Source organism: Burkholderia seminalis DSM 23518 (assembly GCF_902832885.1).
Lineage (GTDB): Bacteria > Pseudomonadota > Gammaproteobacteria > Burkholderiales > Burkholderiaceae > Burkholderia > Burkholderia seminalis.
This window is the reverse complement of record NZ_CADFDK010000002.1, coordinates 817,043-843,934: the sequence shown is the minus strand read 5'-3', so window position 1 is coordinate 843,934 and position 26,892 is coordinate 817,043. Positions and strand designations below refer to the sequence as shown.

At 66.3% G+C, this 26,892-nt stretch carries 18 protein-coding genes and 1 tRNA gene; 14 read left to right on the top strand and 5 right to left on the bottom strand.

What is annotated here, in order from left to right; all coding sequences use genetic code 11:
* Positions 1-17 precede the first annotated feature (17 nt).
* The 7 genes from HWX00_RS10300 to HWX00_RS10275 all read left to right on the top strand — a co-directional run bounded on the left by HWX00_RS10300 (position 18) and on the right by HWX00_RS10275 (position 10,963).
* Complete coding sequence (locus HWX00_RS10300) at positions 18-3,161, top strand: efflux RND transporter permease subunit (RefSeq protein WP_175028168.1); 3,144 nt, start codon at positions 18-20, stop codon at positions 3,159-3,161.
* A gap of 4 nt (positions 3,162-3,165) precedes the next feature.
* Positions 3,166-4,596 (top strand): efflux transporter outer membrane subunit, encoded by a 1,431-nt coding sequence (locus HWX00_RS10295; RefSeq protein ID WP_175028169.1) that lies wholly within the window; start codon positions 3,166-3,168, stop codon positions 4,594-4,596.
* A 101-nt stretch (positions 4,597-4,697) separates the two neighbouring features.
* Positions 4,698-5,390, top strand: a complete 693-nt coding sequence (locus tag HWX00_RS10290) for a response regulator (protein WP_175028170.1) — start codon at positions 4,698-4,700, stop codon at positions 5,388-5,390.
* Complete coding sequence (locus HWX00_RS36770; protein ID WP_226193640.1) at positions 5,387-5,545, top strand: hypothetical protein; 159 nt, start codon at positions 5,387-5,389, stop codon at positions 5,543-5,545. Before HWX00_RS10290 ends, HWX00_RS36770 begins: the two co-directional genes overlap by 4 nt.
* A complete protein-coding gene (locus tag HWX00_RS36765) occupies positions 5,542-6,354 on the top strand; it encodes a sensor histidine kinase (protein ID WP_244131160.1) in 813 nt (270 codons plus the stop codon). The genes HWX00_RS36770 and HWX00_RS36765 overlap by 4 nt, the downstream gene beginning before the upstream one ends.
* Positions 6,355-6,984: 630 nt before the next feature.
* On the top strand, positions 6,985-8,817 hold the full coding sequence (locus HWX00_RS10280) for a S53 family peptidase (RefSeq protein WP_034185753.1): 1,833 nt from the start codon (positions 6,985-6,987) through the stop codon (positions 8,815-8,817).
* A 451-nt stretch (positions 8,818-9,268) separates the two neighbouring features.
* Positions 9,269-10,963, top strand: a complete 1,695-nt coding sequence (locus HWX00_RS10275; protein ID WP_175028171.1) for a DUF3300 domain-containing protein — start codon at positions 9,269-9,271, stop codon at positions 10,961-10,963.
* Positions 10,964-11,014: 51 nt separating this feature from the next.
* Here HWX00_RS10275 and HWX00_RS10270 read toward each other — a convergent pair whose 3' ends face one another.
* Positions 11,015-11,665 carry a pyridoxamine 5'-phosphate oxidase family protein gene (locus HWX00_RS10270; protein WP_175028172.1) on the bottom strand — a complete coding sequence of 217 codons (651 nt, stop codon included), beginning with the start codon at positions 11,663-11,665 and terminating at the stop codon, positions 11,015-11,017.
* Between the two features lie 234 nt (positions 11,666-11,899).
* Here HWX00_RS10270 and pdxR point away from each other — a divergent pair, with 234 nt between their 5' ends.
* Entirely contained in the window at positions 11,900-13,366 is a 1,467-nt protein-coding gene (gene pdxR, locus HWX00_RS10265) for a MocR-like pyridoxine biosynthesis transcription factor PdxR (RefSeq protein ID WP_175028173.1), read from the top strand.
* 7 nt (positions 13,367-13,373) lie between these two features.
* Here pdxR and HWX00_RS10260 read toward each other — a convergent pair whose 3' ends face one another.
* Both HWX00_RS10260 and HWX00_RS10255 read right to left on the bottom strand, forming a co-directional pair.
* Entirely contained in the window at positions 13,374-14,924 is a 1,551-nt protein-coding gene (locus tag HWX00_RS10260) for a phospholipase D family protein (protein ID WP_175028174.1), read from the bottom strand.
* Between the two features lie 202 nt (positions 14,925-15,126).
* On the bottom strand, positions 15,127-15,912 hold the full coding sequence (locus HWX00_RS10255; protein ID WP_034185749.1) for an AraC family transcriptional regulator: 786 nt from the start codon (positions 15,910-15,912) through the stop codon (positions 15,127-15,129).
* Between the two features lie 220 nt (positions 15,913-16,132).
* Between HWX00_RS10255 and HWX00_RS10250 the strand changes: the two genes are divergently transcribed.
* The 6 genes from HWX00_RS10250 (at position 16,133) to HWX00_RS10230 (ending at position 23,986) form a co-directional block, all read left to right on the top strand.
* On the top strand, positions 16,133-17,815 hold the full coding sequence (locus HWX00_RS10250; protein ID WP_175028175.1) for a cyclic peptide export ABC transporter: 1,683 nt from the start codon (positions 16,133-16,135) through the stop codon (positions 17,813-17,815).
* Positions 17,812-18,642, top strand: a complete 831-nt coding sequence (locus HWX00_RS10245; protein WP_034185747.1) for an ABC transporter ATP-binding protein — start codon at positions 17,812-17,814, stop codon at positions 18,640-18,642. Before HWX00_RS10250 ends, HWX00_RS10245 begins: the two co-directional genes overlap by 4 nt.
* Complete coding sequence (locus tag HWX00_RS10240) at positions 18,639-19,613, top strand: ABC transporter substrate-binding protein (RefSeq protein ID WP_175028176.1); 975 nt, start codon at positions 18,639-18,641, stop codon at positions 19,611-19,613. The genes HWX00_RS10245 and HWX00_RS10240 overlap by 4 nt, the downstream gene beginning before the upstream one ends.
* Complete coding sequence (locus HWX00_RS36760) at positions 19,606-20,670, top strand: iron chelate uptake ABC transporter family permease subunit (protein WP_244131159.1); 1,065 nt, start codon at positions 19,606-19,608, stop codon at positions 20,668-20,670. The genes HWX00_RS10240 and HWX00_RS36760 overlap by 8 nt, the downstream gene beginning before the upstream one ends.
* A 37-nt stretch (positions 20,671-20,707) precedes the next feature.
* Entirely contained in the window at positions 20,708-21,631 is a 924-nt protein-coding gene (locus HWX00_RS36755; RefSeq protein ID WP_244131158.1) for an iron chelate uptake ABC transporter family permease subunit, read from the top strand.
* Positions 21,632-21,811: 180 nt separating this feature from the next.
* Complete coding sequence (locus HWX00_RS10230; RefSeq protein WP_175028177.1) at positions 21,812-23,986, top strand: TonB-dependent siderophore receptor; 2,175 nt, start codon at positions 21,812-21,814, stop codon at positions 23,984-23,986.
* Positions 23,987-24,260: 274 nt separating this feature from the next.
* Here HWX00_RS10230 and HWX00_RS10225 read toward each other — a convergent pair.
* Both HWX00_RS10225 and rpoD read right to left on the bottom strand, forming a co-directional pair.
* Positions 24,261-24,336: transfer RNA gene (locus HWX00_RS10225), tRNA-Ile, on the bottom strand.
* 129 nt (positions 24,337-24,465) lie between these two features.
* Positions 24,466-26,886, bottom strand: coding sequence for an RNA polymerase sigma factor RpoD (rpoD, locus tag HWX00_RS10220; protein WP_080287699.1), 2,421 nt, complete (start codon positions 26,884-26,886; stop codon positions 24,466-24,468).
* Positions 26,887-26,892: the final 6 nt, after the last annotated feature.

Sequence of the window (26,892 nt, the reverse complement as noted above, 5' to 3'; positions counted from 1 at the left end):
ACGAGGAGCCACCAGTCATGGCTGAATTCTTTATCCGACGCCCGGTGTTCGCGTGGGTGATCGCGCTCTTCATCATCCTGACGGGGCTGATCGCGATCCCGCAACTGCCGGTCGCGCGCTACCCGTCGGTCGCGCCGCCGTCCGTCACGATCACCGCGAACTACCCGGGCGCCACGCCGCAGACGATGAACGACGGCGTGCTGAGCCTCATCGAACGCGAACTGTCCGGCGTCAGGAACCTGCTCTACTTCGAATCGTCGGCCGATACGTCCGGCTCCGCGCAGATCACCGTGACGTTCAAGCCCGGTACCAACCCGGAGATGGCGCAGGTCGACGTGCAGAACAAGATCAAGTCGGTCGAGCCGCGCCTGCCGGCGGCCGTGCGCCAGAACGGGCTGATCGTCGAATCGGCGTCGTCCGGCTTCCTGATGCTGATCGGCCTGCGCTCCGACAACGGCCGCTTCGACGAAGGAGCGCTCGCCGACTACATGGCGCGCAGCGTGTCCGAGGAACTGCGGCGAATCGACGGCGTCGGGCGGGTGCTGCAGTTCGGCTCCGAACGCGCGATGCGCATCTGGGTCGATCCGCAGAAGCTGATCAATTTCGGCCTGTCGATGAGCGACCTGACGACCGCGATCGGCCAGCAGAACGTGCAGATCGCGCCGGGCAGCCTCGGTGCGCTGCCCGCGCTGCCGGGCCAGCGCGTGACCGTGCCGCTCACCGCGCAGGGCCAGCTCACGACGCCGGAGGAGTTCGCGAAGGTCGTGCTGCGCGCGAACGCGGACGGCTCGAAAGTCGTGCTCGGCGACGTCGCACGCATCGAACTCGGCTCGCAGAACTACACGTTCGTGAGCCGCGAGAACAACAAGCCGGCCACCCTCGCCGGCGTGCAGCTCGCACCGGGCGCCAACGCGGTGAAGACCGCGGACGCGATCCGCGCGCGCATGGCCGAACTGAGCAAGTCGATGCCGTCCGGCATGACCTACTCGATTCCGCTCGACACGTCGCCGTTCGTGAAGATCTCGATCGAGAAGGTGCTGCACACGCTGCTCGAAGCGATGGTGCTCGTGTTCCTCGTGATGTACCTGTTCCTGCAGAACGTGCGCTATACGCTGATTCCGGCCATCGTCGCGCCGGTCGCGATGCTCGGCACGTTCACGGTGATGCTGATGACCGGCTTCTCGATCAACGTGCTGACGATGTTCGGCATGGTGCTCGCGATCGGCATCATCGTCGACGATGCGATCGTCGTCGTCGAGAACGTCGAGCGCCTGATGGCCGAGGAAGGACTGTCGCCGAAGGACGCGACCTCGAAGGCGATGAAGGAAATCACCGGCGCGATCATCGGCGTCACGCTGGTGCTGACCGCGGTGTTCCTGCCGATGGCGATGGCGAGCGGCTCGGTCGGCGTGATCTACCAGCAGTTCACGATGTCGATGGCCGTGTCGATCCTGTTCTCGGCACTGCTGGCGCTGACGCTCACGCCGGCCCTGTGCGCGACGATGCTCAAGCCGCTCGAACCGGGCCATCACGAGAAACGCGGCTTCTTCGGCTGGTTCAACCGCCGCTTCGATCGCCTGACGAAATGGTACGAGACGCGCGTCGGCCGCCTGGTCGGCCGCACGGGCCGGGTGATGCTGGTGTTCGTCGCGATCTCCGGCGCCCTGGTGTTCGGCTTCCGCAGCCTGCCGTCGTCGTTCCTGCCGGACGAGGACCAGGGTTACTTCATCACCAGCTTTCTGCTGCCCGCGGACGCTACCGCCGAACGTACGCACGACGTGGTCGAGACGCTGGAGAAGCATCTTGCCTCGCGTCCGGCAATCCAGTCGAGCATTTCCGTGATCGGCTACGGCTTCTCGGGGCAAGGTCCGAACGCGGCGATCAACTGGTCCGTGATGAAGGACTGGAAGAACCGGGGCGGCGCGTCGACCCTCGAGGAAGGCATGCTCGCGCAGCAAGCGATGGCCGGCGTGACCGAAGGCACGGTGATGAGCCTGCTGCCGCCGGCGATCGACGAACTCGGCAACAGCTCCGGCTTCTCGATGCGTCTGGAAGACCGTGCCAACCAGGGCGCGGCGGCGCTCAAGGCGGCGGAAGTCAAGCTGCTCGAACTCGCCGCGCAAAGCAAGGTCGTGGCGGGCGTGTACCCGGACAGCCTTCCTGCCGGCACGAGCATCCGCCTCGAAATCGACCGTGCGAAGGCGCAAGCGCTCGGCGTGTCGTTCACGACGCTCAGCGACACGCTGTCGACCGCGATGGGTTCGACCTACGTGAACGACTTCCCGAACGCGGGCCGCATGCAGCAGGTGATCATCCAGGCCGACGCGCCGGCGCGCATGCAGATCGACAACGTGATGAAGCTGTACGTGCGCAACGCGGCCGGCGGCATGGTGCCGCTGTCCGAAGTGGTTCGCCCGGTATGGGCCGAGACGCCGCTGCAGATGGTGCGCTTCAAGGGCTACCCGTCCGCGCGGATCTCGGGCAACGCCGCACCGGGCCAGTCGAGCGGCGCGGCCATGGCCGAGATGGAGCGTCTCGCCGCGCAACTGCCGCCGGGCTTCGCGGTCGAGTGGACCGGCCAGTCGCTGCAGGAACGCCAGTCGGCGTCGCAGGCGCCGATGCTGATGGTGCTGTCGATGATCGTCGTGTTCCTCGTGCTCGCCGCGCTGTACGAAAGCTGGTCGATCCCGCTGTCGGTGATGCTGGTGGTGCCGCTCGGCCTGATCGGCGCGATCGGGGCGGTGCTGCTGCGCGGCCTGCCGAACGACGTGTTCTTCAAGGTCGGGATGATCACCGTGATCGGCTTGTCCGCGAAGAACGCCATCCTGATCGTCGAATTCGCGAAGCAGCTGCGCGAGGAAGGCAAGGGGCTCGTCGAAGCGGCCGTGCAGGCGTCGAAGCTGCGCCTGCGCCCGATCCTGATGACCTCGCTCGCGTTCGGCCTCGGTGTCGTGCCGCTGACGATCGCGACCGGTGCCAGCGCCGAAACGCAGCACGCGATCGGTACCGGTGTGTTCGGCGGCATGGTGACCGCCACGGTGCTGGCCATTTTCTTCGTCCCTGTTTTCTTTGTGTTCGTGACGAGCATCCAGGAGCGCATCGGCGCATGGCGGGCTTCCCGCAAGCAGCCGGCCGCCCCGACTCACGGACAGGAAGGTTGATGCCATGCGATTGCTCATTCTCCCCCTCGTCCTCGCCCTGTCGGCCTGCTCGCTCGCGCCGACGCTGGTCAAGCCCTCGATGCCGGTGCCGACGGCCTACACGGCCGCCGCGGCCGCCGACCTCCAGGCCAACGCCGCCGATCTCGGCTGGCGCACGATGTTCGGCGATCGCCGCCTGCAGCGGCTGATCGAGCTCGCGCTCGAGAACAACCGCGACCTGCGCGTCGCGGCGCTGAACGTCGAGGCCGCCGAAGCGCAGTACGGCATCCAGCGCTCCGCGCGCCTGCCGTCGATCGGCGCCGGCGCGAGCTTCACGCGCCAGCGTACGTCGGACGACACGCAGTCGAGTCCGCCGCTGTTCGGCACGACGCAGAACCAGTACGGCGTGAACGTCGGCATCAGCGCGTTCGAGATCGACCTGTTCGGTCGCGTGAAGTCGCAGTCGGATGCGGCGTTTGCGCGCTACCTCGCAACCGATCATGGCCGCCGCGCGGTGCAGATCTCGCTGGTCGGCGGCGTCGCGGACGCGTACTTCGCGGAACGCCTCGCGCAGGAGCAACGCCAGTTGTCCGAGCGCACCCTCGCCGACTGGCGACAGTCGCTCGACCTCGCGCGCCGCCTGAAGGATGCGCATCAGGCGAGCGGCGTCGACATCGCACAGGCCGAAGGCCAGGTCGCGAGCGCCACGGCCGATCTCGAAGCGCGCACGCGCGCCGTCGAGCAGGCACGCAACGCATTGCGCCTGCTGGTCGGCACCGATCTGCCGAAGGATCTGCCGGAGCCGGTGCCGCTTCAGCAGCAACCGGTGATGACGCAACTGCCGGCCGGTCTGCCGTCCGAACTGCTGTTCCGTCGTCCTGATATCCAGCAAGCCGAACAGAATCTCGTCGCCGCCAATGCCGATATCGGCGCCGCACGCGCAGCGTTCTTCCCGCGCCTGTCGCTGACGTCGTCGATCGGCTTCCTCAGCCCGGCGATGGGCAGCCTGTTCGACGGCGGACAACGCACGTGGAGCTTCGCGCCGCAGGTCACGGTGCCGATCTTCCAGGGCGGGCGCCTGCGCGCCGAGCTGCGTCTCGCGGAAGTGCGCAAGTCGAGTGCCGTCGCCGAGTACGAACGCTCGATCCAGACCGCGTTCCGCGAAGTAGCCGACGGTATCGCCGGGCGCGAGACCTTCGGACGGCAGATCGACGCGCAGACGCGCGTGGTCGGCTCGGCCGAGCGCCGCACCGACCTGTCGAACCTGCGCTATCGCGCGGGTGTCGAGGGGCGGCTGGAACTGCTCGATTCGCAGCGGCAGCTCTACTCGGCACGGCAGGCGCTGCTCGACCTGCGTCGCAGCGAGCTCGGCAACGCCGTTGCACTGTACAAGGCGCTCGGCGGCGGCCTGACGGACAAGGACGTCGCACCGTCGCCGAGCGTGGTGCAGAACTGAACGAACGGCGCCGCCCCACCCCGCGCGGCAGCGGGACGGAACGGCGCGATCCGGCCCGGCAACGGGCTGCCCCGATTGTTCGACATCGCACGGCGAACCCCATGACGAATTCCCTGATACTGATTGCAGAAGACGAACCCGATATCTCCGACATCCTCGATGCATACCTGACGCACGACGGCTTTCGCACCTACCGCGTCGCCGACGGGCAAGCGGTGCTCGACGTACAGCCGCACCTGAAGCCCGACCTGATCCTGCTCGACGTGAAGATGCCGCGGGAAAACGGCTGGAACGTGCTCACCGAGCTGCGGCGGCGCGGCAACACGCCCGTCGTCGTCCTCACCGCGTTCGACCGCGACCTCGACCGGCTGCAGGCGCTGCACGCCGGCGCGGACGACTACATCGTCAAGCCGTTCAACCCGGCCGAAGTCGTCGCGCGGCTGCGCGCGATCCTGCGCCGGTCGGCCGCGCCACCGGCGGCGCTCATGTTGCGCGTCGGCAACCTGGAGATCGACACCGACAGCTATCTGGCCCGCGTGCGGACGGATTCCGCCGAGATACCGATCACGCTGACGCTGACGGAATTCCGGCTGCTCGCTCACATGGCGCGATCGCCGAGCCGCGTGTTCACGCGCGGCGAACTGCTCGATGCGTGCATGGCCGACGTGAGCGCGCTGGAGCGCACGGTCGACAGCCACATCTGCCGGCTGCGCAAGAAGCTCGAACAGGCCGGCGCACCGGGCATGCCCGAAGTGATGCGCGGTGTCGGCTACCGGCTGCGGGGCCTGCAGTGACGTTGCCGGCGAAGCCCGGCCGGCAAATCGGACAGGCGATCGGCCTGGGCGCAATCGTCGCCGTGCTGACCGCCTGCACCGTTGCCTTCCTGCTTTACGCGTCGCGTCGCGTCACCCGGCGGCATTTCCGCACGATGCAGCGGGCGGCACGATGATCGGCAGCGCGTCCACTTACCTGATGCTCGCGACGGTGCTGTTCGTGTGCCTGCTGGCCGCCGCGTTCGACCTGTTCCGGCAGATGCGCCGTACGCTCGCGGCACTCGACGCGATGGCCGCCGACACCGCCCGCATCGCCGCCGGCGACCGGTCGGCGCGTGCGATTTCCCGCGACGGCTGCATGTCCGGCCTGCCGCGCTTCATCGAGGACTTCAATGCGATGACCCATCAACTGAAACATCTCCGGGCACTCGAAACCCGGCTCGAAGCCATCAAGGGGCTCGTCGACGAAGCCGACGCATCGTCAAGCGACACGCTGCTTCACCATGTCGACGACCTGTTCCGGTTCGTCGACGACCTTCAGGTTGCCGAACGACCGGAGGGGTTGACACTCGACCTGTGCTCGACGGCGCTCGACCGCGAAATCGTCGGTGCCATCGATTCGGTCCGCAAAGCGTTTCGAGAAGCGGGGTTCGTCATCGACCTGACGACCGACGCAACCGTCGTGACCTGCGACGGCGCGCGCATCCGGCAGGCCGTTCTCGCGCTGCTCGACGACATGCGGTGCCATTCCGCGCCGGCCACGCTGAAGCTCTTCGTCGAAGACCGCGCCGCGGGCGCCGTCGTCCGGATCGAAGACGAAGGTTCGCGACGATTCGCCGAATCCGGGCTCGGCGTGTTCGTCGCGCGCGCGATCGTCCAGGCGCACGGCGGGCAGTTGCGCCATCTCGCCTCGCCCCGCGGCAATGCCGTTCTCGAATTCGACCTCCCGCGGCACCCGCCGGCCATTCGAGCATTTCCTCGATAGCAACCGGCCATTACGAAACGAATCGGAAATGATCGACGAATCGATTCCGGCATTACCTTTCTTGCCGGCTTCGATCATTACAAAATGCCGTCGATCTTTTCAAAATCATTGCGCTTTATTCGGTTTAATTTTGTTTCATATAATCAAAAAAAGTTTGACACTGCGCTTTCGTTCTTGATAACTTCCGATGCAAGCAATCTGACGGATTGCTCACCACGCAATCGATTCCGCTCTACGTTTTTTCGCTTCCGCCGCACCGCAGTGCTCGCCGCCGGCTGATTTTCTCGCACACCGGCGCATGCAATATCCCGATGCATCTCATTGGACGGCTGTCATCCGGCAGCGGGCCGAAGGATCGAATCAAATGAGCAGGACAACGAAACTGTTGCTCTAGCAATCCCGCCCGCATCCAGTCCGGCGCGGCTGCCTCGCAGCGCGACGCAGCCCTCCCGTTATCGCGTTTTCCGTATTTCGCCCCCGGAGCAAACCCATCTCTCCGGATCGGGTGAAAGGCCCTGTCGCGTCCGTGCCATCCGCACGCATGCGGCAGCAAGCGGCGGTGCACGATCCGCACCGCTGTCGACCGTTGTTGTTCGTGCCGTTCGATGTTCAACCGGAGGGGTAATTCAAATGAATCAGGTTGCAGACAAGAAACACAAGCACATTCGCATCGTCAAGCTCGCACTCGCCGCCGCGGCATTTGCTTCGTTCGGCATGGCGACCGCCCATGCCGCACCGGCGGCAGGCTGGACGGAAACCCGCACCAAGGGATTCCTGCCGCTCGTGCAGCAGAGCGAAGCCGGTACCGCCGGCGCGCCCGCCGCGAGCACGGCCGCCGCTGCCGCCTCGGCCATCGAGATGGCGCCCGGCGAATCGGTCGACATCGTGCTCGGCTTGAACCTGCGCAACGAGGCGCAACTCGACCAGTACCTGCGCGATCTGCATACGCCCGGCTCGCCGCACTACAGGCAGTTCCTCACGCCGGCGCAGTTCGCCGCGCAATATGCGCCGACCGACCAGCAGGTCGCGTCCGTCGTCGCGCACCTGCGCAAGGAAGGTTTCGTGAACATCGTGGTCGCGCCGAACCGCCTGCTGGTATCCGCGTCCGGCACCGCGGCGACCGTCAAGTCCGCATTCCGCACGACGCTCAAGCGCTTCACGCGCAACGGCCGCAGCGTCTATGCGAATACCGATGCCGCGCAAGTGCCGAACGCGATCGGCAACATCGTGGGTGCGGTGCTCGGGCTGCAGAACGTCGAGCTGATGCATACCGGTGCGGGCAGCAAGCCGCAAGGCAACACCAGCAACCTGACGATTCCGGCCGGCGCGTCGGCGGTGCCGCACAACCCGACCGAGTTCTCGTCGATCTACGGCGGCGACGGCGTGCCGAACGCGTCGCAAACCACCGTCGGCGTCATCTCCGAAGGCGACCTGTCGCAGACGGTGAGCGACCTCAATACGTTCGCGGCGAACAACGGCCTCGGCACGATCGCAAGCGCCATCGTGAAGACCGGCCCGTCCGGCAGTTCGTACACCGACACCGACGGCACCGTCGAATGGAACCTCGACAGCCAGTCGATCGTCGGCTCGGCAGGCGGTGCCGTGAAGCAGGTCGTGTTCTACGTGGCGCCGTCGATGACGCTCACCGCGATCACCGCCGCCTACAACAAGGCCGTGACCGACAACGTCGCGAAGGTGATCAACGTGTCGCTCGGCGTGTGCGAATCGTCCGCCAACAGCACGGGCTCGCAGGCCACCGACGACACCATCTTCAAACAGGCGGTCGCGCAGGGGCAGACCTTCTCCGTGTCGGCCGGCGACCACGGCGCGTACGAATGCGCGAGCGGCACGCCGTCGCGCTCGACCTACACGGTGAGCGAACCGGCCACGTCGCCGTACGTGATCGCGGTAGGCGGCACGACGCTGTTCACGAATACGTCGACCAACGCGTACAACAGCGAGATCGTCTGGAACGATCCGAGCTGGCAGCCGGGCACGGTGTGGTCGACGGGCGGCGGGTACAGCAAGTACGAGGCCGCGCCGACGTGGCAGTCGTCGACCCTGACCGGCTCGACCAAGCGCGCGCTGCCCGACGTCGGCTTCGACGCCGACCTGCGCACCGGCGCGATTCTCGTCGTGAACGGCCAGACCTCCGACACGCTGTGGGGCTCGGGCTACCTGAACAACGAAGGCGGCACGAGCCTCGCCGCGCCGATCTTCACGGGCATCTGGGCGCGGCTGCAGTCGGCCAACAACAATGCGCTCGGCTTCCCCGCGTCGAGCATCTACAAGTACTTCCCGTCCAACGCGGCGTTGCTGCACGACGTCACGTCCGGCAACAACGGCAGCGGCACGTACGGCTACAAGGCGAAGGCCGGCTGGGACGCGACGACGGGCTTCGGCAGCGTGAACATCTCGAAGCTGAATACATTCATCCAGAGCACGTCGGACTTCGCACGCTGATGCGCCGATGACCGACGCGGTTCCGCGTGCGCGTCGTTACGCGCGCCCGGGACCGCACGCAACCGCGTAAAAGCCCGCGACAGGTGCAAGCCGTCGCGGGTTTTCTGCATTCCGCGTCAGCTCGCGAAGCAGCATCGGGCGTGACGATACGCGCGCCGACCTTGCAATCGTTGCGCCAGCAACTTTCAGGTTCCTTACCCGCCGGGTGCCCGCCCGCTTACGGACCGCAAGGTACACACTGTTACACAACGCTCCGACAACTTCCGCGCGTGTCGTGCGTTTAACCGAATATGACGATTCGTCGCGGGACTTCCATCATGCGAACACGATCTTGCCGCCTGCGCCGGCCGCTGCCGCCGGCGCAGGCGCGGACGATCGCGGCACGGTGCTCAAGCCGATCGCGCAGCCCGCGTGCCTGCCAACGCTGCCTCCACACCGAACGGACAACAACATGAACAACACACGTGCACACCGCCCCGTCAGGACGTTGATCGCTTCGTCCCTCATCGTGTCGCTGCTCGGCCTGTCGGCCTGCAACAAGAACGGCGACGGCAGCCCCGCCGCACCGGCGAGCGACGCGAGCGCGGCGGCGGCCGCGCAGCCGGCCTCGACACCCGTTGCCTACACGCCGCCGAGCGCCGACCAGCTCTACCAGATGGTCGCGCCGATCGCGCTGTTCCCCGACAAGCTCGTCGCGCTGGTGCTGGCGGGTGCGACGTATCCGGACCAGGTGAGCGCCGCGAACAATTGGGTCACGCAGAATCCGGCATTGAAGGGGCAGGCACTCGCGGCCGCCGCCGATGCGCAGCCGTGGGACCCGTCCGTCAAGGCGCTGACCGCCTTCCCCGCGGTGCTGTCGCAGATGGCGTCAAACCCGGTCTGGACCACGTCGCTCGGCCAGGCGTACTACAACGATCCGACCGACGTGATGAACGCGATCCAGGTGATGCGCCAGCGCGCCCAGACGTCCGGCCATCTCCGCTCGGGCGGCCAGATACGCGTCACGCAAGTCGCGCGGGCCGCGCCGACCGGCTATACGCCGGCCACCGACGCGCCCGTGGGGTACGCCGGGCGGGCGATCGTGCCGCCGCCCGGGCAGGCAATCGAGATCGAGCCCGCGCAGCCGGATGTCGTGTACGTGCCGTCGTACAATCCGACCGTCGTCTACGGCGAGCCGGTATCGGCCTACCCCGGCTACGTTTACCGGCCGCCCGCATACAGCACCGGCGAAGTCGTGGCGGCCAGCGTGATCACGTTCGGCGTCGGCATCGCCGTCGGCGCCGCGATCTTCGGACACCACGACTGGGGCTGGCATGCGTGGGGCGTGAACTGGGGGGCACCGCATCCGGAAGGCCCAAGGTGGAACGGCGGGTGGCAGCGCCCGGCCGTGGTGTACAACCACACCACGTACGTGACGAAGTCGACCACCGTGATCAACAACATCACCAACATCCGCAACACGCGCATCACGAACAACTACGGCGGCAACGTCACCACCAACAACACGACGATCGAACGCAATGCCGCACAGCCGGGTGCCGAACCGATGCGCGGACAGGCCATGGCGCCGCGCGCGGGCGCAGCGCCGATGACGATGCCGCATTTTGGCGCGAACGACGCGCGCCCCGGCACGCGACCCGCGCCAGAAGCATTCGCGCAAAACCGTGCGAATGCGCCACATGCCGTGGCACCGGCGCAGCATCCGTCCGGCACGACGCACAACGAGCGGCAGCAGGCGATGCAACAGGAGCGTGCAGCCGCGCAGGAAAATCATGCGGCAGCACAGCAACAACAACGCGAGGAAATGCAACAGCATAACGCGGCGCAGCAACGCGAAGCGCTGCAGCAACGCAACGAAGCGCAACAACAGGAACGCGCGCAGGCCCAGCAACGTAACGAAGCGCAGCAACAACACGCGGACGCCCAGCAACGCAACGAAGCGCAGCAGCAACGCGCGGATGCCCAGCAACGCAACGAGGCTCAGCAGCAGCAACGCAAGGAGATGCAGCCGCACGCCGAAGCGCCGCTGCAGGAACACGCGGCACCGCGCCCTCGGCAACCGGCAACCGAGCACGCGGCGGCGCCGCATCCGCACCCGCCCGAATCCCACCCGCAGCATGAGTCGCACGAGCATCATCCGGGGTAAGTCCCGCCGACGGTAGCGCGAATGCCGCGCTGCCGTCGGGCGATCCGCCGATCAATCGGCCCAGCTCCGCACGTAGTCCGGCACGGGCACGCCGCCGTCCGCATGCACCGGTGTGCCGAGCGCCGTCTTCAGCGGCAGTATTCCGGTCCACACCGCAAACGCCAGATCCTCGTCCTTGTCGGACGGCAGCGAATCGCTGATTTTCACCGCCGCTTCGTCCATCGCAATCCGCAGCACGCTGGTCGCATTGATTTCCTTCGAATTGCCCGGCCGCGCTTCATGCCTGCGGCCGGGCGCGATCTTGTCCATCAAGGCGTCCAGCGCCGCGCGTTTTTCCGCACCGTCCTCCACCGCGTCGAACCGCCCGTAGATCACCGCGGACCGGTAATTCATCGAATGGTTGAAGGCCGACTTCGCCAGCACGAGGCCGTCGAGCAACGTGATCGCGACCGAAGCCTGCACGCCCGCCGATAGCGCCTTGATCATCCGGCTGCCATTGGATCCATGAATATAAAGGTCGTCGCCCCGCCGCCAGTGCGCGGTCGGGATGCAGTGCGTGTGCTCGCCGTCGCCGAACGCGATATGGCAGACATAGGCCTCGTCCACGATGCGGTGGAGCATCGCGCGATCGTGACTGGCCAGCTCGGACAGGCGGCGAATGGTGGTCAGCGGCGAGGAAGAAATGGCGGTCATGATTTTCATATATTCGGATTGCGAAGTGAATCAAATCGGTATCGTGGGGCGTTGACGCCCGCATGTACGGCCGCCGGGCGCGTCGACAGCCGCGCGTCAAATCGATCACAATACGCGCGTGCAATACGCTCGACGATCGCAGGAACGCCCCGCGCGCCGGGGCACATCGCAAGAACGTGAACGATACGATGCGCGTGGCATCTTCAAAAGAACCAGCACAACGGAAATTTCTGGAACCAGCCCATGGATCTCGCGCTGCTCATCTCGTCGCGCTCCCGGCAGGACGGCACGACTCGACACAGCCAGCAGGAAGCGCTGTACCGGAGCCTGCGCGCACTGCTGCTCGACGGGCATCTTCCCCCCGGCACGCGGCTCGTATCGACGCGCGTGCTCGCGGCCGAGCTGGGCATTGCCCGTAATTCGGCGGTCTATGCGTACGAGCGCCTGGCGGAAGAAGGCTTCGTGGCCGCCACGCGCAACGGCACGATCACGCTATGGGACGGATGCGGCCGGGCAGGCGCCACGCATGACGACGGCTCGCCGGCAGTGCAACTGTCGGCGCGCGTGCACGGGCTGGAGAGCGCCGATCCCGAGCCCGAACGCATGCTGCCGTTCGTCCCCGGCCTCCCGTCACTGGACGAATTCCCGGTTGCGCAGTGGCGTCGTTGCATCGAGCGTGCGTGGAAAACCATCAAGCCCGCGCAGCTCGCGTATGGCCCGGTCGAAGGGCTGCCCGAACTCAGGCGCGCGGTGGCCGCCTACATCCGCGTGTCGCGCGGCGTGCGGTGCGACACAGGCCAGGTATTCATCACCGACGGCACGCAAGGCAGCCTCGAATTGTGCGCGCGCATGCTCGCGAATCCCGGCGAATACGGCTGGCTCGAGAACCCCTGCTACAACGGCGCCCGGACGGCCTTCCGGTCGACCGGCCTGAATCTCGTGCCGATCGAGGTCGATCACGAAGGGATGGCGCCCACCGACGAGCAGTGGCGTAACCAGCCGCCCCGGCTGATCTATACGACGCCCTCGCATCAATACCCGCTCGGCGCGCTGATGAGCCCGGAACGGCGTGCAACGCTCGTCGAGCATGCACGCGCGTGCGGGGCATGGATCATCGAGGACGACTACGACAGCGAATTCCGTCACGGCGGCCAGCCGCTGCCCGCGATACAGGGCCTGCATCCCGACGCGCCGGTCTGTTATCTCGGCACGTTCAGCAAGACGATGTTTCCGGCGCTTCGGCTCGGCTTCATGGTCGTGCCGCCAGCCCTCGTCGAGCACTTCACCCGGACGCTGCGCGAGCTCGTCCATCGCGGTCATTCGGCCGATCAGCTCGCGATGACCGAATTCATCGACACCGGCCTCTTTGCACGGCATCTGCGCACGATGAAGTCGCGTTATGCCGACCGGCGCAGCCGCCTCGAGTCGGCCCTCGCGCGCCACCTCCGCACCGTGTTGAGCGTGCGTGACAGCCCGGGCGGCATGCATCTGTCGGCGGATCTCGCGGCGCCGCTGCACGACGCCGAAGTCGCGCGCGCCGCCTCCGCGCATGGCCTGCTGCTGCAGCCGCTGAGCAGCTATCGCGTCGGCGAGGGCCGCGCGTACAACGGCTTCGTGCTCGGCTATTCCGGGCTGGACGACGCGACGATCGAAACGGCGACGACGCAGTTCGCGGCCGTCATCGAACGATTCGGCCGCCCGCGCCGCTGAGCGGCGCTCACAGTTGCGATTCGATCGGAAACAACCCCAGAAACCAGACTTCCATTCGTCGCGCCGCTGAAACCTCCGGCTCGTGATCGATCTCGGTGACCTTCCCGTCCGCATCGGTCTGGATCCACTTGAGCCGCCCCTGCCCGGCCGCATCGGTGCGCGGCTCGACACGCCACGCGATCCGGTCGAGTCGCGCTTCGAGATCGTTCGCCACCTGGGACGCAATCGCCGGGCTCTCGCAGTAAACGCCGATCTCCGTATTGAGGTTCAACGAGCGCGGATCGAGATTCATCGATCCGATGAAAATGCTCGTGTGATCGAACACGTAAGTCTTTGCGTGCAGCGACGCGCGCGACGAGCCGATGATGACCTGCTTCGAAATGCTCTTGTCGCCCGACGGCCGCCGCTCGTAGAGCCGCACGCCGGCCTTCACCAGATCGCTTCGATAATGCCGATAGCCGGCATGCACGGCCGCCACGTCGGTCGACGCAAGCGAGTTGGTCAGCACCGTCACGCGCACGCCGCGCGCCGTAAGCGCCCGCAATCGTTCGACGGCCTCCTTGCCCGGCACGAAATACGGCGACACGATCAGCAGGTCGTGCCGAGGCTGCAATGCAAGCGCGCGCAGCTGCGGCATCAGGTGTCCGTCGGCGTCCTTCGGCGCATGCGCGATCTTCGACGGATCGTCGTACAGCACCGTCGCGTGCCCCCACGACAGTTCCGTGCCCTGCCCATGCACGATCTGGTCGAGCCGCTGCCGGGCCTCGAGCACGTACGGATTGTCCTCCATCGCCCGCAGGTAGTCGCGCAGCCGTTCGCGCTCGCGATCGAGCCCGCCCGGCGCCGCATCGTGCCCGACCAGCGCATCGATCGGATACGCGTACGGAGAATTCCAGAACGTATCGAATTCGGTCGAGATGTCCTTCACGGCCGGACCGTGGACGACGACGTCGAGATCGCCGAACTCCAGCATCGACGATGCGCCGAAGTACTCGTCGCCGATATTGCGGCCACCGACGATCGCCACTTGGTTGTCCGCGATCATCGCCTTGTTGTGCATGCGCCGGTTGACGCGCGCGAACTCGAACACCGTGCCGATCTTCTTGAACCGGCGCGTGGCCACCGGATTGAACAACCGGATCTCGATGTTCGGATGCGAACTGATCTCGAGCAGCTTGCGGTCGTCCGCGTTCGTGCCGAGATCGTCGAGCAGCGCGCGCACGCGCACGCCACGATCGGCCGCGCGAATGACCGCATCGGCCAGTTCATGTCCGGTCAGGTCGTCGTGCCAGATGTAGTACTGAAGATCCAGCGACCGGTCGGCCCGGTCGGCCAGCAGCACGCGCGCATCCAGCGCATCGACCGGATCGGTCAGCAGATGGAACGCATCCTGCCCGGGATGGGCGCTGGCCTGCTGCTGGAACGCCGCGCCCAGGCGGGTGTGTTCCGTATCGGTGTACGCATGCGTCGGCGCGCGATCGGCCTGCGGCGGAAGGCTGGCGCACGCAACGAGCGCCAGCAACGAAAGAATCGCACCCCACGAACGCAGCATGGTCATGATGACCGTCCCCACTCCCGGCGAAGTCTGTTTTTCTGGTCGCCGGATGACTCACGGCGCGGGTCGGCCGTCCGTTGCGCGACGCGTATCGCGCACGGGCCGTGCCGCGCCACAGCATACTTCGATTGCGACCGGTACTGCACCATTTCCGTGTTTCCCGCCGGTCATGTCGCCGAACCGCCGACCGTCCGAATCATGCCGCTCAACCTGCCGCGAGATATCGCTGCGGCGATTCGCCGGTGATCCGCCGGAACATGACGATGAACGCGCTCGCGCTGCGATACCCGAGATCCTTCGCCACCTGCGCAACCGACTGGCCGAGCGCGAGGCGCGTGATCGCTTCCGCGACACGCATCTGCTGCCGCCAGGCCACGAACGTCAGCCCCGTCTCGGCATGCAGCCGGCGCGCGAGCGTACGGCCGCTGGCGCCGAATTGCTCGCCCCAGAAGTCCAGCGTGAGATCGCTTGCGGGGTCGTTCATCATGTGCTCGCACAGCTTGAGCAGGCGTTCGTCGCGTGGCAAGGGCACACCAGGCTCGGCGAGGCTCGGCGTTTCCGCGAGCACTTTCATCAGCAACGACGCGGCCAGCCCGGCGCGGCTCGTGGCCGTATAAGTATCCGCCCCGTCGACCACCGTGAGCGCGAGCTCCCGCAGCAACACCGACACGGCGATGACCGCCGGTTCTTCCCAGGACCACGGAAACACCTCGGGCTCCACATAGACGCTGCATAGCGCGGTGTCGCCCACGGCGTGCAGTTCGTGATCGACGTCCGACGGCAGCCACACCGCCCGCGACGGCGGGAGTGTCCATGTGCGGGCCGGTGTGAGCACGCGGACGACGCCCTTGGCTGCAAAGACGAGCTGGCCATGACGATGCTGATGCCAGGCAACGCGTTCGCCTTGACGGTAATTCACGAGGGTGGCGGCCACTTCGCGCGGCAGCGGCACCCGCGCCAGCGGATAGCGCTTGAGCAGGAAGGCCTTCATCGGAGACGGTCGAAAGGAGGTGAGCCATGATATTTCAAATTCACCAAATTTTGTCAAAAAATCGATATCGGGTGTCTACCTTTCGGCGGCTTGAGGCATTAATCTCCTTATCCATCAATGGTCACGGCCAAATCCCGTCCGACATATTTAATACGTCTCATTCTCATGTATGAGACACGACACGTGCAGCCTGCACGTCAGCACGAACCTTCCGCCACTTATGCCTCTGATTGCCTCATTGATCCGCTACTCACGCTGGCTGCTGCCGGTCGCGTTGCTCGCGAGTCTCGCGAGCGGCTTCGCGAACGCGGCGCTCGTGGCCCTCATCAATCAGGCGTTGCAAGCGTCGGGCGCACAACTGATGCACCTGGGCATGCGCTTCGTGCTGCTCGCCGCGCTGGTACTCGTGACGCGCATCGGCTCGCAGGCGCTATTCATGTATCTCGGTCAACGCGTCAAGGCGCAACTTCGCATGCAGACGATCGGCCGCATTACCGCCGCGTCGTTCCGCGATCTGGAGCGCTGCGGCGCGGCCCGCGCGATGGGCGCGCTGACCCAGGATCTCGACAGCATCGTCGTGTTCTTCGTGAGCCTGCCCTCCATGGCGATGCAGGGCGCCGTGATCGTCGGGTGTCTCGCGTACCTCGGCATGCTGTCGCTGCCGATCCTCGCGGTCGCATTGGGCGTGCTCGGGGCAGGCACGCTCGGCACGCAGCTGGTGAGCACCCGCGCGCTGCGTCATCTGCGCGCATCGCGCGACCGCGAGGACAAGCTGCTGAACCGGTTTCGCGCGTTGTTCGACGGCGCCAAGGAACTCAAGCTGCATCGCGCGCGTGCGAACGCGTTCGTCGGTAGCGAGCTCGCACCGCACGTGGAGGCGGTGCGCGTGCAGCGCACGCGCGGTTATGTGCTGCACGCGCTCGCGGCAAGCTGGGGAAATTTGCTGCTGTTCGGCTTCGTCGGCCTGACGACTTTCGTGCTCGCGCATCTGTTCGGCGCCGACGCGCACGTCATGTCGGGCTACGCGCTCGTGTTCCTCTATCTGATCATGCCGGTCGAAGGGCTGCTCGCCGCGCTGCCATCGCTCAACTCGGCACGCGTTGCGTTCGAGCGCATCGGCGAGCTCGAGGCGGCGCTGCCGGCCGAACCAGGCAATCACGCCGATTCCGCCGCCGCACCGACCCCGGCCGAGGGATTCTCGTGCATCGTGTTCGAGGGTGTCGAACATCGTTATGTGCGCGAAAGCGACGATGGCCTGTTCACGCTCGGGCCCATCGATCTGACCTTCGACGCGGGGGAACTCGTGTATCTCGTCGGCGGCAACGGCAGCGGCAAGACCACGCTCGCGAAGCTGCTCGTCGGCCTTTACGCGCCCGAGCGCGGCCGTCTGCTCGTCGACGGCGTCGCCGTGGACGACGCGACGCGCGCCGCGTATCGACAGCGTTTTTCGGTGGTCTTCAGCGATTTCCATCTGTTCGATTCGCTGCTCGGCCTGACCGGCGAACGCGAAGGGATGGCACGTACGTTGCTCGTCGCGCTGCAACTCGACCACAAGGTGCGCATCGAGCACGGCACGTTCTCCACGCTCGCCCTTTCGCAAGGTCAACGCAAACGCCTCGCGCTGCTGGTCGCATTCCTGGAGGATCGACCGTTCTATGTCTTCGACGAATGGGCGGCCGATCAGGACCCGGCCTTCAAGGACGTGTTCTATCGCACGCTGTTGCCCGCGCTGAAGGCGAACGGCAAGACCGTGCTGGTCATCACGCACGACGATCGCTACTTCGATCTTGCCGACCGGCTCGTCAAGCTCGAGAACGGGCGAATCGCCGCGATTACCGCCGACACGGCCGGCGCGGACCATGCGCGGCGTACGGGCGGCAACGACATGGCGAGCGCGGCATGAGCCCAATCGTGCGCGACGAAGCAGCCCGCTCCGCATGCGGCAACACCGGCCCTGCCGCGACGTTCTCGCTCGAACGCGTGTCGTACGTCGCCAGCGGCCGTCCCCTGCTGCAATCGATCGATCTCGCGCTCGAACCCGCATGCGTGACCGGACTGGTCGGGCACAACGGTTCGGGCAAATCCACGCTCGTCAAATTGCTCGCTCGTCAGCTCGCCCCCACTGCCGGCACGATTCGCTACGCGGGCAAGCCGCTCGCCGGCTGGGGCGCACGCCAGTTCGCGCGTCAGGTCGCGTATTTACCGCAGCAGACGCCGCCCACCGACGGTATGACCGTGCACGAACTGGTCGCCCTCGGGCGTTACCCGTGGCATGGCGCACTCGGTCGCTTCGGGGAAGAAGACGCCGCGCACGTCGAGCGCGCGATGCGTGCAGCGGATGTGCTCCGTCACGCCGATCGTCCCGTCGACGTCCTGTCGGGCGGCGAGCGTCAGCGTGCATGGCTGGCGATGCTGGTCGCACAGGACTGCCGCTGCATGCTGCTCGACGAACCGACGTCGGCGCTCGACCTCAACCATCAGCTCTCCGTGCTCGAACTCGTGCGCACGCTCTGCGCGACGAGGGCGATGAGCGCCGTCGTCGTTCTGCACGACGTGAACATGGCCGCGCGGTTCTGCGACCGTATCGTGGCGCTGCGCGAGGGCCGTCTGCTGATGCGCGAGCGCGCCGCCGACATCATGAACCCGGTGCACCTCGAATCGATCTACGGCGTGCCGATGCGCGTGAGTGCCGATCCGGTCAGCGGGCGGCGTCTGGGGTTTCCGGCATGAACCTGCTCGTTGCGAATCCGCGCCGCCGGCAACTGCTCGTCGCGCTCACCGCGCTCGCCGGCTCAGGCCCATGGTTCTCCGCGCCATGCGTCGCTGCCGCGGTCACGCGGTTCCCGCATCGCATCGTGGTGCTCAACTGGGAACTCACGGAAACGCTGCTCGCGCTCGGGCGCGCGCCCGTCGGCATTCCGTTGCCCGACTGGTATGCGAGCGGCATCGTGACGCCGCCGTTGCCGCCCGGCGTCGCCGATGTCGGCCTGCTCTATCAGCCGAATTTCGAGGTGCTGCTCGCGCTCGCGCCGGATCTCATCATCGTCACGCCGGCGCATGCCGCGTTGATGACGCCGCTGCGACGCATCGCGCCGACGCTCACGCTCGGCACATACATGAGCGCTGCACGGCCTCTCGAGGTGCTCTGCGACGAAACATCCGCGATGGGGCGAGCGATCGATGCGCCGCTACGCGCCACCGAGCTGATCGCCGCCGCGCAACGGGAATTCGCGTCGGTGGCCACCCGGATCGCGAACACCGGGGCTCACCCGGCGCGAGCCGTGATCGTCGCCGAAGCACTCGACGAGCGACATTTTCGCGTCTATGGCACGGGTAGCCTGTTCGACGACGTGCTCGCGCGCATCGGTGTCGACAATGCCGCCCATCCTCGCGACGCGGCGAGCCGAACGGTCGCCACGCCGTGGCGCACCTCCGTCACCGGTTCGGCCGCCGTCGCGCTGGAACGCCTGTTCGATGTTCCGCACGCGGACATCCTGCTGATCGGTCCGCTGCGCGCCGCCGTGCGTGCCGCGCTGAACCAGAGCCCGTTGTGGCGTGCGCTGCCTGCCGTGCGCGAGAAACGCGTCGCAGTCCTGCCGATGATCGCGGCCTTCGGCGGACTCGTGTCGATGCACCGCTTCGCCGCGGCCGTCTCGATCGCACTGGCCACACTGGAGCAAGGCGGAGGCGGCCTTGCGTAATCTCGTGCTGGCCGGACGCATCGCGCGGACAAGCGATCGGCGCCTGGCGCTGGTCGGCGCCATGGCCGTACTCGCCGCGTGCCTCACCGCCACGGACGTGCATCGCGCACTGGCGAGCGCATCCTTGTGGCGCGCGCTCGCGGCCACCGCGGACACGCAGGACGTGGGGGCCCTGCTCGTCCACTACAGCCTGCTGCCGCGCGTCGCGATGACCCTGCTGTGCGGCGCCGCACTCGGTCTCGCGGGCGCGCTGATGCAACAGGTGCTGCGCAATCCGCTCGCGGAACCCATGACGCTCGGGGTGTTCCCCGGCGCGTATCTCACGCTGTCTGTCGCGACGATCTGGATGCCCGGCTGGTTGGCCATGGGTCGAAGCACGCTGGCGCTGGCGGGCGGCGCGGCCGCGATGCTCGTCGTGTTCGCGCTGGCATGGGCGCAACGTATGTCGCCGCTCGGCGTGATCCTCGGCGGCATGGTCGTGAACCTGTACTGCGGCGCGATCAGTCTCGCGATCTCGGTGGTGCATTTCGACCGGCTTGCAGGCTTGCAGATCTGGGGCGGCGGCGCGCTCGACCAGAACGGCTGGCAACCGACGCTGCATCTGGGCATGCAGCTCGCCGCCTGCGCGGGCGCCGCCGCACTGCTCTATCGTCCGCTGAGTCTGTTCGACGCAGGCGACACGACGGCGCGCCATCTTGGTGTCGCGGTCGGATGGGTGCGCGGCGCCGCGTTGTTCGTCGCGGTCGCGCTCACGGCGTTCGTGGTCGCCGAAGTGGGCGTCATCGGCTTCATCGGCCTGGCCGCGCCGTTGCTGGCCCGCCTGGCCGGCGCGCGGCAATTGCGCGCGCGGCTCGTGTGGTCACCGCTCACCGGCGCGGCGCTGCTGTGGCTCACCGATGAAATCGTGCGCACGGCCGCGCGGGCCGACATGTTTTCCGCGCACGTGATCGCGACCGGAAGCGCGACCGCGATCGTGGGCGTGCCGCTGCTCGTCGGGTTGCTGCCGCGTTTGCGCACGCGGCCCGATGCGCATACTGCAGCAGCCCCCCCGGCATGAGCGTCGCGCGCCTCGCGCGATGGCGCTGGCGTGGGTCATGCTGCTACCGCTCGCATGCGTGCTGTCGCTGGCGGTCTCTCGCGGCCCCGCCGGCGCGAGCGTCGCCACGCTCACGCAAATCGAAAGCCTGCTGTTCTGGCGCGTACCCCACCTCGTCGCGGCGCTGGCGGCGGGCGCTCTGCTCGCCGTCGCGGGAACACTGCTGCAACGCATGAGCGCGAATCCGATGGCAAGTCCCGACGTGCTCGGCGTGGGTTCCGGCGGCATGTTCGGCATGGTTGCCGTACTGTTTCTCAGTCACCACCTTGTTCCCGCCGCACTGGTGGCAGGGTGCGTGGCCGGCACGTTCGCGACGTTGGTGCTGCTCGTCTGGTTCGGACGGCGCGCGCGATTCGCGCCCGAGCGCCTGCTGCTCGTCGGGCTGTCGATCAGTGCGCTGTTCAACGCGGTAGTCGGCGCGCTGATGTCAAGCGGCGATCCGCGCGCGGGCGTGCTCGTCGATCTGCTGATCGGATCCACCTACTACGTCGCGCCCGACATCGCCTGGAGCGTCGCGGCACTGGCGCTCCTGACGCTCGCCGTTGCACCGCTGACCGGACGCTGGCTCGCCGCTCTTGCGCTCGGCACCGACGTCGCGGCAAGCGTCGGCGTGCCCGTGGGTCGCGCGCGCTTCGCGTTGCTGCTGCTGGCGGCCATGTCAACGGCGGCGGCTACCGTGATTGTCGGGCCGTTGTCGTTCGTCGGGCTGATCGCGCCGCATATCGCTCGGTTTTCCGGTGCGCGCCGCCCCGTGCCGCAGCTTTATCTGGCCGCAACGCTCGGCGCGCTGCTGATGGTGACGGCGGACTGGCTCGGGCGGCAGATCGCTTTTCCGCAGGAAATCGCGACCGGCCTCGTCGCCACGCTGCTCGGCGGACCGTGGCTCGTCGCGCTCGTGATGCTGCGCGGGTTGCGGCGGTAATTGCGTCACGGGTCGCGGGATCGACCACGATGTCGGTCCGGAAGTTATTCAGTAGTGCATTGATTTACAGATAGACGAGGCTCTCAGATGCCCGTCGATAACGATCGTCCCCCCCATTTTTCAACCCGCCGCTGGCGGGAGGAAGCAGTTCGACATTTTTCAACATCGGGATGATCAACCATGACAACGAGAATAGACCACCCGCGCGCACGGCGCGCGACGACGGGGCGATGCAGCGGTGCCCCGCTCGCCTTTTCGGCGCTGTGCCTCGCCTCCTCGTGGGCGCACGCGCAAGGCACGCCGGCCCCGGCCGGCGACATGCTGCCCGCCTTGACGGTGGTGGGCACAAGGGACGCCGATGCGACCACCGAAGGCAGCGGCAGCTACGCTGCAAAGTGGGCCACCATCGGCGGAAAGGTCGCGCAATCGATCAAGGAGACGCCGAACTCGGTCTCGGTGCTCACGCGCGAGCGGATGGACGACCAGAACATCACGACCATCCAGCAGGCGTTGCGCTCCGTGACCGGCGTCAGTTCGATCGACTACGGCGACGGTACCGCGTACTTCCGCGCGCGCGGCTCGCAGCTCGGCATTGAATTCGACGGGGTCCCGACACTGAGCGGCCTGCAGTACCAGTTGCAATTCGATCTGGCGATGTACGACCGCGTCGAAATCCTGCGCGGCCCGGCAGGCTCGATCGATGGCATGGGCGAGCCGGGCGGCGTCGTCAATCTCGTGCGCAAGCGCCCTCAGGATCAGTTCCACCTCGCCACGGAAACACAGGTCGATTCGTTCGGCAGCGTGCGCCAGATGATCGACGTCACCGGGCCGCTGAACAAGGACGGCACGCTGCGCGGACGTGCCGTTCTCGTGGGCAGCACCGGTCCGCAATCCATCGAGCGCACGCGCAGCAAGGAGGCGATGGCCTACGGCGCGCTCGATTGGGACCTCACGCCGCGCACGACGCTGTCGCTCTCGGGCGGCTATCAGGTCTCGCCGATTTCCGGCATCGATTACGGTGCGGGCGGCGTGCTGAACAGCACACGTACCGCGCTCACCGGGCGCGTGCCGAGCGAATATACGCGGAACTTCAGCCCGAGCTGGAACTACGCGTACACCTCGTTGCAAGAGGTCAACGCCAACCTCGTGCATCGGTTCGAAAGCGCGTGGCAATCCTCGACCACGCTGTTCTACCGCCACGAACTCTCCAAGGCCTACTACGCGTACTCCGGCCCCGGCGCGACCGCAAACGGCCTCGCGCGTTTCGGAGACCAGCGGCAGCGCACGAGCTACGACTGGTTCGGCGCGGACACCAATGTGTCCGGCCCGGTCCGCCTCTGGGGGCAAACGCATACGCTGACCATCGGCGCGAACTACGCGGTGATGACCTCGGGCGCGCAGTCGGGTTACCGCGCGTTGAGCGGCCCGTACGGGGGCGCCTACAGTCTCTACGATCCCAATGCGGTACCCGCCGTGGACGTACCGTACACGTTCGGCACCAATCACCGCACCGTGCAATACGGCGTCTATGCGCAGGCGCGCATCAAGCTCGCCGCGCCGTTGACACTCGTGCTCGGCGGCCGCGAGGCGTTCCTGCAAGACCGCACGCAGTCGACGTTGCCGAGCGTCGCGGACTGGACGACCAACGCGCAGGTCAATCATCGCTTCCTGCCGTCCGCCGGCTTGCTGTGGGACATCGCGCCGTCGCTGACGGCCTATGCCAACTATGCGCGTTTCCTCGATGCGCAAACGCAAGGCACGTACTCGGGGCCGGGCCTGCCGCCGCGCTCGGGAGAGCAGTATGAAGTGGGCATGAAAAGCAGCCTGCTCGATGGCCGCCTGAATGCGAACGCCGCGCTGTTCCGCATCAACGACGACAACCGCGCCGTTGCCGATCCTGCCCATCAGTTCTATTACGTATCCGCAGGCAAGGCACGCAATCAGGGTATCGAACTCGAACTCACCGGCCAGCCGACGCCGGACTGGAATCTCTATGCTGGCTACACGTATCTGAACGCCCACTACGAGAACGACTCGCCCGATCTCACCGACGGCACGGATCCGAAGCATCTGTTCAAGCTGTGGACCCGATATACGCTCTCGCAAGGCCCGTTACGCGGATTCTCGATCGGGGGCGGCATGCTCGCGCAAACGCGTATTTCGCGGGGCGTCGAACAGGGTGGCTATGCGGTTTTCGACGCACAAGCGGGATATCGTTTCAACAAGCACGTGACGGCGTCGCTGCAATTGAATAACGTGTTCAATCGCAGGTACTACATTCGTCCGCCCAGCACCTATTACAGCGTATTCGGCGACGCGCGCAACGTGATGTTGACGGTGCGCTCGGATTTCTAGGCGCCGCCTCGGGGCCAATCCGTTGCGCCACGGACGGCCCTATCGTCCGATAGCCGTCGCTCGGGCGCCGAGCATGGCCGCACCGGACTCACGGCGATTCGCGAAGCTGGCACAGGTCCGGGGGCAACAGATAACGGGAAAAGTCCACCTGCCGCCCTCGCTTGCCCTGTCACTGTCCATGGAATCCCCTGGACACCGCAGGAAACAAAAAACCCGCGAAGCCTTATGGCATCGCGGGTTTCGAGACTTCCTCGGACAACGTTGGAAGCGAATCTGGTGGGCCCGGCGGGGTTCGAACCCGCGACCAATCGATTATGAGTCGACTGCTCTAACCGCTGAGCTACAAGCCCTGGTGAATGACGACGCGTGCTACACGCGACCCCGGCAACGAAGCCGGGCCGGCATTGTAACAACAAAGGAGACAAACGCCACCGGCATCACGCGGATGCCGGCGGCGTTCGCAGGAGAGACGCTGGAAATCAGTTCCCTTCGAGGAACGACTTCAGCTTGTCGGAACGGCTCGGGTGACGCAGCTTGCGCAGCGCCTTGGCCTCGATCTGACGGATCCGCTCGCGGGTGACGTCGAACTGCTTGCCGACTTCCTCGAGCGTGTGGTCGGTGCTCATCTCGATACCGAAACGCATCCGCAGCACCTTCGCCTCGCGCGGCGTCAGCGAATCGAGCACATCCTTCACGACGTCGCGCATGCTGGCATGCAGCGCTGCATCCGCCGGCGCGACCGTGTTGTTGTCCTCGATGAAGTCGCCGAGATGGGAATCGTCGTCGTCGCCGATCGGCGTTTCCATCGAGATCGGCTCCTTCGCGATCTTCATGATCTTGCGGATCTTGTCTTCCGGCATCTCCATCTTCTCGGCGAGCGTTGCCGGATCCGGCTCGAGACCGGTTTCCTGCAGGATCTGCCGCGAGATGCGGTTCATCTTGTTGATCGTTTCGATCATGTGAACCGGAATACGGATCGTGCGCGCCTGGTCCGCGATCGAACGCGTGATGGCCTGACGGATCCACCACGTCGCGTAGGTCGAGAACTTGTAGCCACGACGGTATTCGAACTTGTCCACCGCCTTCATCAGGCCGATGTTGCCTTCCTGGATCAGGTCGAGGAACTGCAGGCCGCGGTTCGTGTACTTCTTCGCGATCGAGATCACGAGACGCAGGTTCGCCTCGGTCATTTCGCGCTTCGCCTGGCGCGCCTTCAGTTCGCCGGCCGCCATCTGGCGGTTGGTTTCCTTCAGGTCCTTCAGCGGCAGCACGACACGCGCCTGCAGGTCGAGCAGGCGCTGCTGCTGTTCGCGGATCGCCGGGACGTTACGCGACAGCACCGCGCTGTACGAATGGCCTTCGGCGGTGATCTTCTCGGCCCAGTCGAGATCGGTCTCGTTGCCCGGGAAGCGTGCGATGAATTCCGAGCGCGGCATGCCGCACTTGTCGACGACGATGTGCAGGATCTGACGTTCGACCTGACGCACTTCGTCCACCTGCGCACGCAGCGTGTCGCACAGGCGCTCGACGGTACGCGCGGTGAAGCGGATCGTCATCAGTTCGGTCTGGATCGTTTCCTGCGCCTTCAGGTAGGCCTTCGACTTGTAGCCTTCCTTTTCGAACGCGCGGCGCATCTTGTCGAACCACTCGCTGATCTGCGAGAACTTCTCGAGCGATGCGCGCTTGAGGGCTTCGAGCTGGGCGGCGTTCGCCGATGCCTGCGCGGCACCGTCGTCTTCCTCCTCTTCCTCTTCTTCCTCTTCCTCTTCGGCTTCCTCGTCCTCGTTCTCGATCGCTTCGGCTTCCTTCGCGGAGAAACCGTCGGTATCGGCGGAGTCCGACGCATTCGGATCGAGCAGGCCGTCGACGAGTTCGTCGACGCGGATCTCTTCGTTCGCGACGCGTTCGGCCATCGCGAGGATGTCGGCGATCGTCGTCGGGCACGCGGAGATGGCCATCACCATGTGGCGCAGGCCGTCCTCGATCCGCTTCGCGATCTCGATTTCGCCTTCGCGCGTGAGCAGCTCGACCGTGCCCATTTCGCGCATGTACATCCGGACCGGATCGGTCGTGCGGCCGAATTCCGAATCGACGGTGGACAGCGCGACTTCCGCTTCCTCCTCGACTTCATCGTCCGACGACGCAGCGGGTGCGTTGTCGTTCAGGAGCAGCGTTTCCGCGTCCGGCGCCTGCTCGTAAACCGCCACGCCCATGTCGTTGAACGTGCCGATGATGCCTTCGAGGGCTTCGGTCTCGGTGAAGTTGTCCGGCAGGTGGTCGTTGATTTCGGCGTACGTCAGGAAGCCGCGCTCCTTGCCGAGCTTGATCAGCGCGCGCAGTTTCACGCGGCGCTCTTCGAGCTCCTCGGCCGTGCCCGGCGTGCTCGTCGCGAACGCTTCCTTCAGCAGCGCCTTTTCCTTGGCGCGACGATCGCGCACCTTGGATTTGCCCGGAGCAGCCGCGGCTGCGGCGGGCTGCTCGTCGCTCTGATTTGCGTCGTCTTCGACGGATACTTCGTTCAGCTTTTTGGTCATGGAGTTCGCCGTACCGGCTATATCGACTCGCGGCTGCTGGACGACAGCCGGTTGAACCGTGGGCGCATGAGTAGTACGTACTGCCGTTTCGTCCGCGTCGGCAGTCGTGTCCCTTGCGCTTTTCGCACTTGCCCGCTTCGCCGCCGGCTTGGCCGGCCCGGAGTCGGGTCTCGCGGCAGCCCGTGTTCTGGCTGCCGGTGCCGGCGCAGCCTGAGCAGTGCCGGCCGCGGTTTTCTTTCCTGCTGGGGCTGACGTGGCTGAAGACGTTGTCCTGGAGGAAGAAGCAGACTTGGCCGCTGTGACCTTCTTGGTCGGCTCCGTCGAGCCCTTGCCTGTTGCTTTCTTTCCGCCTGTCGTCTTTGCCATCGCGAA

Coding starts and splice junctions, on each gene's coding strand:
- HWX00_RS10300 (WP_175028168.1), top strand. CDS start 18: ATGGCTGAATTCTTTATCCGACGCCCGGTGTTCGCGTGGGTGATCGCG.
- HWX00_RS10295 (WP_175028169.1), top strand. CDS start 3,166: ATGCGATTGCTCATTCTCCCCCTCGTCCTCGCCCTGTCGGCCTGCTCG.
- HWX00_RS10290 (WP_175028170.1), top strand. CDS start 4,698: ATGACGAATTCCCTGATACTGATTGCAGAAGACGAACCCGATATCTCC.
- HWX00_RS36765 (WP_244131160.1), top strand. CDS start 5,542: ATGATCGGCAGCGCGTCCACTTACCTGATGCTCGCGACGGTGCTGTTC.
- HWX00_RS10280 (WP_034185753.1), top strand. CDS start 6,985: ATGAATCAGGTTGCAGACAAGAAACACAAGCACATTCGCATCGTCAAG.
- HWX00_RS10275 (WP_175028171.1), top strand. CDS start 9,269: ATGAACAACACACGTGCACACCGCCCCGTCAGGACGTTGATCGCTTCG.
- HWX00_RS10270 (WP_175028172.1), bottom strand. CDS start 11,665: ATGAAAATCATGACCGCCATTTCTTCCTCGCCGCTGACCACCATTCGC.
- pdxR (WP_175028173.1), top strand. CDS start 11,900: ATGGATCTCGCGCTGCTCATCTCGTCGCGCTCCCGGCAGGACGGCACG.
- HWX00_RS10260 (WP_175028174.1), bottom strand. CDS start 14,924: ATGACCATGCTGCGTTCGTGGGGTGCGATTCTTTCGTTGCTGGCGCTC.
- HWX00_RS10255 (WP_034185749.1), bottom strand. CDS start 15,912: ATGAAGGCCTTCCTGCTCAAGCGCTATCCGCTGGCGCGGGTGCCGCTG.
- HWX00_RS10250 (WP_175028175.1), top strand. CDS start 16,133: ATGCCTCTGATTGCCTCATTGATCCGCTACTCACGCTGGCTGCTGCCG.
- HWX00_RS10245 (WP_034185747.1), top strand. CDS start 17,812: ATGAGCCCAATCGTGCGCGACGAAGCAGCCCGCTCCGCATGCGGCAAC.
- HWX00_RS10240 (WP_175028176.1), top strand. CDS start 18,639: ATGAACCTGCTCGTTGCGAATCCGCGCCGCCGGCAACTGCTCGTCGCG.
- HWX00_RS36755 (WP_244131158.1), top strand. CDS start 20,708: ATGCTGCTACCGCTCGCATGCGTGCTGTCGCTGGCGGTCTCTCGCGGC.
- HWX00_RS10230 (WP_175028177.1), top strand. CDS start 21,812: ATGACAACGAGAATAGACCACCCGCGCGCACGGCGCGCGACGACGGGG.
- rpoD (WP_080287699.1), bottom strand. CDS start 26,886: ATGGCAAAGACGACAGGCGGAAAGAAAGCAACAGGCAAGGGCTCGACG.